This is a genomic window from Streptomyces sp. NPDC059828 (assembly GCF_042731955.1).
Classification (GTDB): domain Bacteria; phylum Actinomycetota; class Actinomycetes; order Streptomycetales; family Streptomycetaceae; genus Streptomyces.
The window spans coordinates 143728-154051 of record NZ_JBHWIW010000008.1 but is presented as its reverse complement, the minus strand read 5'-3'; the positions used below and the strand labels follow the sequence as shown (position 1 = coordinate 154051).

8 protein-coding genes and 1 pseudogene are annotated in these 10324 nt (G+C 70.6%); 3 read left to right on the top strand and 6 right to left on the bottom strand.

Annotated features, from left to right (window positions below; translation table 11 throughout):
• Positions 1-97: 97 nt before the first annotated feature.
• Entirely contained in the window at positions 98-721 is a 624-nt protein-coding gene (locus ACFV6V_RS07700) for a hypothetical protein (protein WP_385560575.1), read from the bottom strand.
• 541 nt (positions 722-1262) lie between these two features.
• Between ACFV6V_RS07700 and ACFV6V_RS07695 the strand changes: the two genes are divergently transcribed.
• Positions 1263-1919 (top strand): proteophosphoglycan 5, encoded by a 657-nt coding sequence (locus tag ACFV6V_RS07695; RefSeq protein WP_385560572.1) that lies wholly within the window; start codon positions 1263-1265, stop codon positions 1917-1919.
• A 700-nt stretch (positions 1920-2619) separates the two neighbouring features.
• On the opposite strand, the gene ACFV6V_RS07690 is transcribed toward ACFV6V_RS07695, so the two are convergent.
• Entirely contained in the window at positions 2620-3102 is a 483-nt protein-coding gene (locus tag ACFV6V_RS07690) for a hypothetical protein (RefSeq protein ID WP_385560569.1), read from the bottom strand.
• 534 nt (positions 3103-3636) lie between these two features.
• Between ACFV6V_RS07690 and ACFV6V_RS07685 the strand changes: the two are divergent.
• A pseudogene (locus tag ACFV6V_RS07685) lies at positions 3637-4559 on the top strand (aminoglycoside phosphotransferase family protein).
• 150 nt (positions 4560-4709) lie between these two features.
• Here the strand turns inward: ACFV6V_RS07685 and ACFV6V_RS07680 are convergent.
• The gene (locus ACFV6V_RS07680) at positions 4710-5960 is read right to left on the bottom strand and encodes an amidohydrolase (protein WP_385560566.1); all 1251 of its coding nucleotides are present in this window, start codon (positions 5958-5960) and stop codon (positions 4710-4712) included.
• Between the two features lie 283 nt (positions 5961-6243).
• On the opposite strand from ACFV6V_RS07680, the gene ACFV6V_RS07675 reads away from it, so the two are divergent.
• On the top strand, positions 6244-6420 hold the full coding sequence (locus tag ACFV6V_RS07675) for a thiazolylpeptide-type bacteriocin (protein WP_338678094.1): 177 nt from the start codon (positions 6244-6246) through the stop codon (positions 6418-6420).
• Positions 6421-6516: 96 nt separating this feature from the next.
• Here ACFV6V_RS07675 and ACFV6V_RS07670 read toward each other — a convergent pair whose 3' ends face one another.
• The 3 genes from ACFV6V_RS07670 to ACFV6V_RS07660 all read right to left on the bottom strand — a co-directional run bounded on the left by ACFV6V_RS07670 (position 6517) and on the right by ACFV6V_RS07660 (position 10285).
• Positions 6517-8496 carry a TOMM precursor leader peptide-binding protein gene (locus ACFV6V_RS07670; RefSeq protein ID WP_385560563.1) on the bottom strand — a complete coding sequence of 660 codons (1980 nt, stop codon included), beginning with the start codon at positions 8494-8496 and terminating at the stop codon, positions 6517-6519.
• Positions 8493-9251: an ABC transporter permease gene (locus ACFV6V_RS07665; protein WP_385560556.1), complete on the bottom strand. Its 759-nt coding sequence runs from the start codon at positions 9249-9251 to the stop codon at positions 8493-8495. Before ACFV6V_RS07665 ends, ACFV6V_RS07670 begins: the two co-directional genes overlap by 4 nt.
• 68 nt (positions 9252-9319) lie before the next feature.
• Positions 9320-10285: an ABC transporter ATP-binding protein gene (locus tag ACFV6V_RS07660; protein WP_385560553.1), complete on the bottom strand. Its 966-nt coding sequence runs from the start codon at positions 10283-10285 to the stop codon at positions 9320-9322.
• Positions 10286-10324 lie beyond the last annotated feature (39 nt).

The window sequence follows — 10324 nt, the reverse complement described above, 5'->3', positions numbered from 1 at the left end:
CACCGGTCCCTGGTGCTCCCGTCCCAGTTACCCGGGCCTGGGGGGGGGCGGGGGCCAACCCCCCCCGGGCCCTCCCCAGCATGAGCAAGACCGGCCGCTAGCCGGTCACCGCTGCCGTCCCGGTGCCCGAGTCCACGACGCCGTCGGCACCGACCCAGGCCGGCGATGGCGGTGCCTCTGACTCTGCGGCCGGGGCGAAGCGCTGATACCCGGACCAGACACTGCCACCCACCCACGCCCCCTTCAAGGGGCTGTACTGCCAGCCGCCGGCCACGGTGCCGTACCAGCCGTTGCCGCACGGCATCAGGTCGGCGGTGATACGGATGGTCGCTTCCAGTCGGTCTCCGGGGGCGCTGTTCGTCACGCGGCCGGTGGTACGACAGAGCTGCCAGACCCGCAGCTGGTCATTCCACTTGTACAGGTCGGCGGAAGCGAGCAGGAATCCGGCAGGGAGTCTGTTCATCTGACGGCAACTACCGGCCGCAGATGCCTTCCACGCCTGAACCTCCGACTTACCGAATGCCACGTTCCGGTCCGCCGAAGACCTGTTCGTCTCACCTTTGTTGAACGTACATTCCTGCGGACTGACATAAGTCCACGATCCGCTTTCGGCCGCCGATGCAGACACAGGAGTCATCAGCGCCAGGGAACTTGCGCCGACCATCACTGCCAGGCTCAGGCGACCGCCCGGTGACAACCGGAACAGCGGAATGGATCTCATGGATTTCCTCCTCTCGAGGAGCGGCCCGATGCCGCACCTCTCGTGGTTCGGCCGCCACACTCGCACCGCCGTTTGAGGGGCGTCAACGACCAGAAAGAGACATCAGCGCACCATTTGCGGATGCGTCATCGACTAACATTCAACAGTTTTGTACGTAACAAGCGTTGCGTGTCCGAATAAGGGCGTACGGAAGCGAGATCGCCGTCCCGGCCACTGCTCTCGTGCGGGCGTCAACTTGCGCTCCGATTCAGATTGACTGCTTCGCGTATGGCGTAGAGCCCTCACAGTCGCGAGGTCGTCTCAACAGCAAAGTGAGGGTGTTCTGCCGACACTTCGCACCGTCACCGGCCCAGAGGCCGAGGGCCTGCCTTCCGGCAGCGGCGTTCCCACTGGACCTCGCCCTTCCCGTCTGGTGGGGCGTGCGTCGTCCAACAGCGCGGGTGGACCGGGGGCGCCTGGTGGCACGCTGCAGCGCTGGGGCAGTTGCTCCGCCGACCGCCTTCGTGCGCGCCTGTCACACCCGCGTGCAAGGGTGTGACACATGGCTCTCATCACGCTGGACCTGCCCACTCCTGCCCAGTTGCGCCCACGCTGGGCTGCCTTCGCCGCCGTGCTCGCGGCACGCGGCTGGGGGGACGGCTGCGGTGCCGACGCTGCCCGCTGGCACTACGACGACGGTGGCGGGAACTGGCTCGACCTGCACCATTTCGACGGCGGGCGCGCTGTGATCGTCGGCCACGACCACGAGTACAGCAACACGTACTACGGCCCTGCCGCCACGTACTTCCAGGAACGGGAGACGGACCTGCTGGCCGGGGCGCCGGCGTGGTGGGAACCGCCGGTGCGGGCGGCACAGGAAGCGGGTGCGTGGGTGGGCTTCGCCTACGGCTTCGAGGGCGGGCGCTGGGAGAGCGTGGCGTACGAGGCGGACGACGGGTTCGCCAGCGTCGGCCTGCCCGCACTCAGCATGGACATGACCGTGGAATTCATCACGGAGTACACGAAAGAGTCCCCAGGGTTGGAGGGACCGCCGATGGCAGCGGCGATCGAAGCGCTCGTCGCCGCCGACTGTCTGATCACCGAAGCCCTACTGACGGCCGTCATCGGTCCCCAACCCGCCACAGCCAGAGCGTGGAGCCCGGCAGCCGGAACAGCCGCGGCGCACGCGTTCCGTACCTGGCCGCGCACTGGGCGGTAGCCGGCAGACGACAGGCCGCGCCCAAGCGGGACAGAGTGGAACACCGAGCCCACACGGGCCGCGGACTTCAGGACGTTCATCGAGAGCCTCCCCCTCGGCCGCGACTTTCGAAGCCGACTGTGCTGTTGCGCCTACGGCAACGCTCCGGTACCGAGGGCTTCCTGCTGAAGCTGTCCGGTTCCCCCGGTCCGCGGCCGACCCCGACCCGGTCAGCACCCGCCGGAGCAGCTCATCCCCGGAGTCCTCTTCGCCACGCACCCGAGTAGCCCGACGTGGCGCTGACGTGCGGTAGAACGGCTCCGACGCCGCGATCACTGAGGACAACCGGCTGGCGTTCCTCGACGCGGCCCGAGCGGTCATGGGACAGCCCAGCCGCCAAGCCCCGTAGATTTTCACGGGACGGTCCTGCCGAGCTCGTGCCCACGGTCTGCTGATGGAAAAACAGACCGGCGACGGCCTGGACGATGTCCCTCATGAGCTCGCGGCAACCGAGGCGGCGAGCCTGCGCCCGTCAGTTCAGCGCCGGGTCGGCGCGGAAGCAGGCCGCTTCACGCCCTTCCACGAAAGCTGTTGGGGTGCGGTGATAGCTGCCCTCGGTGACGCGGCCGGTACCCGTGCGCGGCTCCAGGCGGCCCTCCGCCCGCGTCCGGCCGGTCCCCGCCGCCCCGTGACACCCGGCGGGCGGGAACCGGCTGAACCATCAGAGCGCCCTGAGGTAGTACATGGTGCGGACCCCGCTCGGGGAGCAGGCCAGGGTGTTCTGTGTGTGCGTGTAGGTGAAGCCGGGCGGGACGGTGCAAGCCCAGAGCCCCGTCTTGGGAGTGCGTAGCTGGTACATCGTGCGGAACTCGCCATTCGGGGAGCAGGCCAGGGTGTTCTGCGCACCGGAGAAGGTGAAGCCGGGCATCGTGGTGCACGCCCACATGCCGTCCGCGGGGAGTTGCACGTAATACATGGTGCGGACCCCGCTCGGGGAGCAGGCCAGGGTGTTCTGGGTGCCGGTGAACGTATAGCCGGGCGGAACCGTGCATGACCAGAACCCGGCGGCCGGTGCCTCGGCCCGCGTCGACTGGGACGCAGTGTCAGCTGCCGCCGACGCCGTGGTGGGGGCGAGAGCGGCACCCATCATGACGGCGGCGGATCCCACGCCGAGCAGCAGGGATCGGTTTTTCGATCGCGACATGGAGAAGCACTCCTGGTTGGTGTCCAACGGGCAGAACCAACGGGTGGGGGGCCGCCCGGAGTCTGTCCCGTGCCCCGGTCGCCGTAGAGCGCGCGTTGGGATGCTTGCAGGCACACATGGCATCGGCAAGTGCGCTCCTGTCGGCGGCAGTCCGAGACTCGCCGTTCTGAGCCCGGCTCGACCTGTGGCGATGCTGCGGGACGGGGGATCAAGACGCATTCGGGCACCCCGGCCCGCAACCGTCAATGACCGAAAGACAGTGCCGGAGAGCGGCCGTCCGGAAGCGGAGTGAGGGCGCGCCTGCGCGCCCACGAAGACGGCAGCGTGCGCGTTCTCCATCGCGCCGGTGCATCTTGTTCCCCCTGCCGCGCATACCCGCATGTCCCGTCTCAGTTGACCCTGCTTGTGGTCACGTCTGTGGCCAGCGCTGATGCGCGGGTGGGACAAGTCATCGACGGAGTCTCAGTTGACGTCGCCCTTCGGCAACTCCAGCTGTTCTCGAGGCGGCCCACCCCCCGACTATGGTTGCTCCGCATGACTCACACCGAGATCGAGGTCACCGCGGAGTTGGTCCGGGTTCTGCTGCGCGATCAGCACCCTGACCTGGCCGATCGCCCAGTGAGGCTCGGTGCTCGTGGCTGGGACAACCAGCTGTGGCGGCTCGGCGACGACCTCGCAGTGCGGTTGCCCTGGGCAACGCGGTCCGCCGATGCACTGCTGCGCAAGGAGCACGCCTGGCTGCCCGCACTCGCCCCGCACCTTCCGCTGCCGGTCCCCGTTCCGCAGCGCCTCGGCGAGCCCTCCGAGCAGTTTCCGCGGCCCTGGATCGTCACCACCTGGGTGCCGGGCGAGCCCGCCGACCGCGCACCAGCCACGCGCGCTGTGGAGGCTGCCGACACCTTGGCCGCCTTCCTGACGGCTCTTCACCGACCTGCCCCCGATGGGGCGCCCGCCGGTCGTGACCGCGGGGGGCCGCTGGCCGACCATGCCGAAGGTTCGCCAAGCAGCTCGCCTCGGCCACCGAGCTGTGGCTTGTCCCCGACCCGGACGCCGTCCGCGCGGTCTGGGAAGACGCCGCCGCCGCGCCCGACTGGGCGGGTCCGGCACTGTGGCTCCATGGCGGCCTGCATCCGGCCAACGTTCTCACCGCGGACGGCAATTTCTGCGGCGTGATCGACTTCGGCGACCTCTTCGCAGGCGATCCGGCCTGCGACCTCGCCGCCCCTTGGATCCTGCTGCCGGACGGCGCCGCCGATCGCTTCCTGGGCGCCTACCGGCCGACCCCGGACACCGCGACCTTGCGCCGCGCCCGCGGCTGGGCGGTGCTGCGCGCCCTCAGCGGCATCCACATCGGAGAGGCCGGAGTCCATGGGCGCCCCGGCGGCAAGGCCACCTGGGGTCCACCCGCCCACGCCGCGCTGCGACGACTCGTAGCAACGGTCCGCCGGCCCCGGTGAGCACGGGGGTGCATCAGCCGCAGCCTGAACAGCACTTCCTTCGCTGCGTCGCGGTTGACAGCACTTGCCTTCGTCGTGGGCAAACGAATGCGGCAGTGGGTGATCCGGGCAGGGGCCAGGCGTGGCCGTTCGCCCGTCGCGGCCCGGTCTTCACGTGACCGCCTTGTCCAAGTGGTGCAGCGCGGCGTCCCTCAGGGCCGCGATACCGACCGGCAGGGCCGTTCGTACGTCGGGGGCGAAGCCGGGCGCATGGTTGACCGGTACCGGATCGCCCCCCGCGAGGGCGGACCGCCACGCGCCGGCACCGGTGACACCGAGCAACCAGTACGCCAGGGGGACGCCGTCCTCGCCGAAGCAGGAGAAGTCTTCGGTGGCCGTGGTGGCCGGGGTGCGGGCTACTCGATGGGCGCCGAGCAGGTTCTCGTGCACCTGGAGCAGGGCAGTCGTCACGGAGAGGTCGGGGATCAGGGAACGCGAGCGTGAGGCGACCGTGAACTCGGGATCCCGGGGACAGGCGGAGGCCGCGCACTCGGCGCGGATGACGCGTTGCGCCGCCGTACTCATCCTGGTGAGGGCGTCGTCGGTGAACGCCCTCATGCACAGGGTGATTTCCGCCCGGTCGGGAGTGACGTTGGCGCGATCGCCCGCTTTGAGAACGCTCACGGTCAGGATCGCCTGTTCCGCGGGGTGCGTCTGCTGCGCCACGACCGACTGGAGGCGGACGACCGCTGCTGCCGCCGCCAGGACCGGATCGGCCGTGAGGTGCGGTGTGCCCGCGTGGCCGCCCCGGCCGTGGACCACCACATCGAGCGTGACGCTGCCCGACAGCAGCGGGGCGCCGGGGGCCGCGTGGGCGACCGTGCCCGCGGGGATCGGGGCAGCGTGCTGAGACAACGCCAGGTCAGGGAGGCCGAACCGGTCGTACAGGCCGTCGTCGAGCATCGCCCGGGCGCCGGTCAGGGTCTCCTCGGCAGGTTGGCCGACAATCAGCACGGTGCCTCGCCAGCGGTCCGACAGCCGGGTCAGCTCGCCGGCCGCTCCCGCGACGGCGGCCAGGTGCAGGTCGTGGCCGCAGGCGTGCATGATGCCGGGGACGGTGCTCGCGTAGGGCAGACCGGTCCCCTCGTTCACCGGCAGGGCATCCAGTTCCGCGCGGAGGAGGATCGTCGGGCCGGGGCCGTTGCGCAGGACGCCCACGACGCCGTGGCCCCCGACGTCCCGGGTGACCGCGTAGCCGTGCCGGGACAGTGCCGCCGCGAAGATGCCGGCGGTGCGCTGCTCGGCACCGGACAGCTCGGGATGGGAGTGCAGGTCGATGTAGAGCTCCAGAGCGGGACGCAGGGCCCCGGGAGGCAGGATGGTGGTGCCGGGCGACGTCGCTCCTGCGGTTGCGTGGGTCACGGGTGTCCACCTCGCTGGGTCGGTACGGGGTTCTGCCGGCAAGCCCGGCACGGTTCTGACTTCGCAGCATGTGCCGTCAGCGGCCGGTGGGAGGAGCGTCCAGGAGCCGGACGTGCGACTGGAGTCGGTCCGCTGTCACCTCGTGTCAGCGCTCTGGCAGCGGAACGCGGCCGATCTGACAGCGGATGGGGTTGGGATGGGAGCGTCGCCGGGTGACACCGCCGCGGCCTCGGCCGCCGGGGACTCCGGCGGCGCTGACCCGTAGTCGGTATCCAAGGAGATCATCATGGCCAAGACCGAGCTCGCCACCCTCGCCGACGAGATCCTGGAGTTGGAGTCGGAGACCTTCGAGATCTCGGACTACTCGGACGCGGCCGAGGTCGTCCTCGCCGGTTCGTGTTCCTCCTCCTCGACCTCCACCTGCTCCAGCACCACCAGCACCACCTCCTGCAGCGCCTGACAGGACGTACGCGCAGCACGGCGGCCCCTTCCCGGACGGAGTCCTGTCTCCACGCGGGAAGGGGCTTGTCCATGCTGTCCCGTAGGTCCTCGCGGGTCATGGGAACGGGTGCGGGACGATCTTTATCTCGGTCTCCGGAAGCTCGTCCGTGCGTCGGCCCGCGTCGCGCAGTCCGGCGCGTAGCCTGGGCATCCGCAGGGCGCGCTGCCTGGTCCAGCCGAAGTCGAGCGGCAGGAGCCCGGGGACGGTGGTGCTGACGGTGTGCAGGCCCATCCGGCGCTGCTCGGGAGTCGTCTGGTCGACGGCGATCACGTCGAACCCGGCGCCGCACAGTTCGTCGCGGACCAGCCGTAGGTCGTCCAGCAGGTCCCCGGTGCGCGGGCGGCGGTCCTCCCAGTCCCGGTACACCTGGGTGAGCGGCCGCACTGCGGTCGGGTTCAGGTACTCGGCGGCGTGGCCCGCCATGGTCGGCAGGCCGTACAGCTGGGCGTGGTCCTTCAGGTGGAGGACCTTGGTGAAGTCCTGGGCCATCTCCTCCAGTTCGGTGCGCCGTTCGGCCACCTGGTACGGCAGGTACGGGATGTAGGTCAGCACCTCGGACAGGGCCGCCTCGACCGTGCCCTCCGGGTCGAAGCCGGCCGCAGCAGCGAAGGAGAGCGTCCCGTGTCCGCCGTCGCGGCGGACCGCCAGGGCGGTGACGACGGGGACGGCCGGGCCCATGCGCGTGTCGAAGGCGTGGACGTCGTAGCCGTGCAGTGCGGCACGGTCGACCATGTTGTGGATCGCGGGAGTCCGGCAGGTCGCGAGGTCGATCTCGGTGAGGCGCGCCCTGGTGTACCAGGTGAGCAGGAAGGCGTCTCGCTCGATGAGCTCCAGCAGCCCGAAGAGGATCGCCTCCTCCAGACTCCCGCCCGTCGCACAGCCGTTGGAGCACTCGAAGACGAAATTGTCGGCGTCGACGCCCGCGCCGTAGTGGGCGAGCCTGGCGGGGATCAGGGCGGGCTGATCGTCGCGCAGCGAGTGCCCCCACACCCAGGGAATCTTCCGGTCCGGGTCGAAGGGGCTGACCAGGTGGTCCTTCGCGTAGGTCTCCGGCGCGTAGAAGCCGCAGTCGGCGGGGTTCAGGACGCGCGCGCCGTCGGCCATGAGGGTGCTGTACGCCGCCATGACGGGGGCGGTGCCGCGGCGCCTGTGGGTGCCCGCGTAGCGTTCGAGACCCTCCAGATAGGCGAGGGTCCTGCTGGTGGTGTAGCGGTTGGACTGCCCGCTCCAGGTGACGTCGTTCAGTCCGGCGTAGCCCCGCACGAAGTGGGTGCCGGCGACCGGTGCGGTGGTCGTGGACGCGGGGTTGATCCAGGTGTCGGAGCCGATGGCACCGCACACGGGGTTGGCCAGGGCCGCGGTCGGCAGTGGATAGGCGTCCAGGGGGCGGAGGCGGTAGCCGTCCGGGGTCGGCTTCGGCCGGGGGACGAACGTCATGCGGGCCGTGTCGGCCGTGTCGGGGCGTTCCTTCACGCAGGCGGGGCACAGCGGCTCGGGCAGCAGTGGGAACGTCGCGGTGGCCAGGGTGCCCAGGTCGACGCGGGTCACCTGCGGCAGGGACCGGTCCGCGGCCGTGAACCCCTCCGGGGCGCTACGCGTACCCGGCAACACCGCCACGTATGCCGCCCAGACGGCGTCCACGGTGAAGGGGGTCAGGACCGGCCAGTCGACAGCGCCGTACGAGGGGTGGCCCAGTTCGAGCGCCTCCCGCTCCGAACGGCTCCGCAGCCGCTGCCACCGCATGGCGAGGCACTGGCCGCAGGCGTCCATGTGCGTCCCGCCGCCCGCGTCCCCACCCCAGGGGCCGACGAGCACGGCACGCGAGGTGAGCTGGATGTTCGCTGCGGGCCGTTCGGCGGCGTACGGGTCCGCGACACCGCAGCCGAGGGTGTCGGCGGCACCGAGCGGTACGACCGTGGGGACGGGGAGGTTCGGCAGGGCCGCCGTCCGGTGGCGGGCGGTCAGCTCGCGCTGCAGTCGGTTCCTGGCAGCGTCCAGGGGCGCGTCCGCGCGCTCGCGCACGGTGCCGGTCATGACTGGTCGCTCCAGCGGAAGGTTCTGAGCGCGATGGCTCCGAAGACGACGGCGCAGCCGGCGAGCACCCCGCAGGCCACCGCTACGTCGGCGCTGACGCCGTCGCTGCCGGTGAGGGCGGCGGAGGTCCCGTCCACGAGGTAGTACAGCGGCAGGGCCCTGGCGAGGGTCTGCATCCAGTCCGGCATGGCGTCCAGCGGGAAGAAGGAGCCGGACAGGAACGCCATGGGGATCATCAGGCAGTTGGCGATCGCGGCGACCGCCTCGGGCGTCTGCGCGTACGTGCCGACGATGACCCCGATCGCCAGGAACGCGGTGATGCCGAGGAACAGTACCGGCAGTGCCAGCGGCCATCCGGAGGCCAGGCGCAGCCCGAACCAGGGCAGCAGCGCCACCCCCACGAACAGCACGGCCTGGACGAGGCCGATGCCCAGGGCCAGGACGTAGCGGGAGGCGAGCACGGCGGGGAGCCGCACCGGGGTCATGCGGATGAGGCGGAGCAGGTCGTCGCGGCGCCACTGCATCAGTACGAATCCGATACCGAAGACGGCCGCGTTGGCGATGCCCCAGGCCAGCACGCCGGGTGCGATGTAGTTGATGTAGGGCTGCCCGCTCTGCTCGACGTTCTTGCCGTGGAAGATGAGGCCGAAGACGACGAGGAAGAGGAGGGGAAAGGCGAAGGTGAAGAAGAGGGTGGCCTTGTCGCGGACGTAGGCCCGGTATCCGGCCTGACTCAACGCGGCGTATGCGCTCATGGTGGCGTTTCTCTTTCGTGTACGCGTGTACGCGTGAAACGGGTGCGGGGGTGCCGCGACGGCGGCGGCTACGGGGCCTTGGTGGGGGCGGGCTCGGCGGCGCTGCCGATCAGTTCGAGGTAGACGTCCTCGAGGCTGGCGGTGCGGGTCCGTACGCCCTGGAGCCCGGCGAGTGCGTCGACGTGGGCCAGGACGGGGCCCGAGTCCAGGGTCTCCAGGACGATCGTGTCGCCTTCCAGGTCCGCCGCCCGCACACCGGGAATGCCCTGGGCCGCCTCCAGCGTGAGCCGATCGGCGGGCACCAGCAGCCGGGTGGTCGGACTGCCTGCGGCCACCATCCGGGCGGGTGTGTCCAGCGCGGCGAGGCGCCCGGCGACGATGATGGCGACCCGGTCGCAGAGGGCTTCCGCCTCGTCCAGGTGGTGGGTGGTGTAGACGATGGTGCGGCCGGCGCCCTTCAGGTCGCGCAGCACCTGCCACAGGTCCCGGCGGGCCTGCGGGTCGAGGGCCGCGGTCGGTTCGTCCAGGAAGATCAGCTCCGGTTCGTGGACGAGGGCGGCGGCGACGGCGAGACGCTGGCGCTGCCCGCCGGACAGGTCCTCCACCCGGACGTCGCCCTGGTCGGTCAGCCGGACGGACGTCAGGGCCCGTTCGGCGGCGTCGTGTCCCACACCGTAGAGGGCGGCGACGGTGCGCAGGTGCTCGCGCGCTGTCAGCCGGACGAAGAACGCCGACGCCTGTGTCTGGACGCCGACTCTCGGCAGCAGATGGACGTCGCGCGGCCAGGGGGCTCGGCCGAGGACCGACACGGAGCCGGAGTCCGCCTTGCGCAGGCCCTCCATGATCTCGATGAGGGTGGTCTTGCCCGCGCCGTTGGGACCGAGCAGCCCGAAGAACTCACCGCGTGCCACAGTCACCGAGATGCCGTCCACGGCCTTGGTGGATCCGTAGTGCTTGCGCACGGTGTCAAGGGCGATGGCCGGCGCGTCCTGTGCGGAGGGTGAGGCGGGGGACGTGGGGTCAGTGGTGCTCACGGGTCTCTCCTTGTCGGGCGGCTCACCGCGTGGTGAGCC

Coding starts and splice junctions, on each gene's coding strand:
- ACFV6V_RS07700 (WP_385560575.1), bottom strand. CDS start 721: ATGAGATCCATTCCGCTGTTCCGGTTGTCACCGGGCGGTCGCCTGAGC.
- ACFV6V_RS07695 (WP_385560572.1), top strand. CDS start 1,263: ATGGCTCTCATCACGCTGGACCTGCCCACTCCTGCCCAGTTGCGCCCA.
- ACFV6V_RS07690 (WP_385560569.1), bottom strand. CDS start 3,102: ATGTCGCGATCGAAAAACCGATCCCTGCTGCTCGGCGTGGGATCCGCC.
- ACFV6V_RS07670 (WP_385560563.1), bottom strand. CDS start 8,496: ATGACCGGCACCGTGCGCGAGCGCGCGGACGCGCCCCTGGACGCTGCC.
- ACFV6V_RS07665 (WP_385560556.1), bottom strand. CDS start 9,251: ATGAGCGCATACGCCGCGTTGAGTCAGGCCGGATACCGGGCCTACGTC.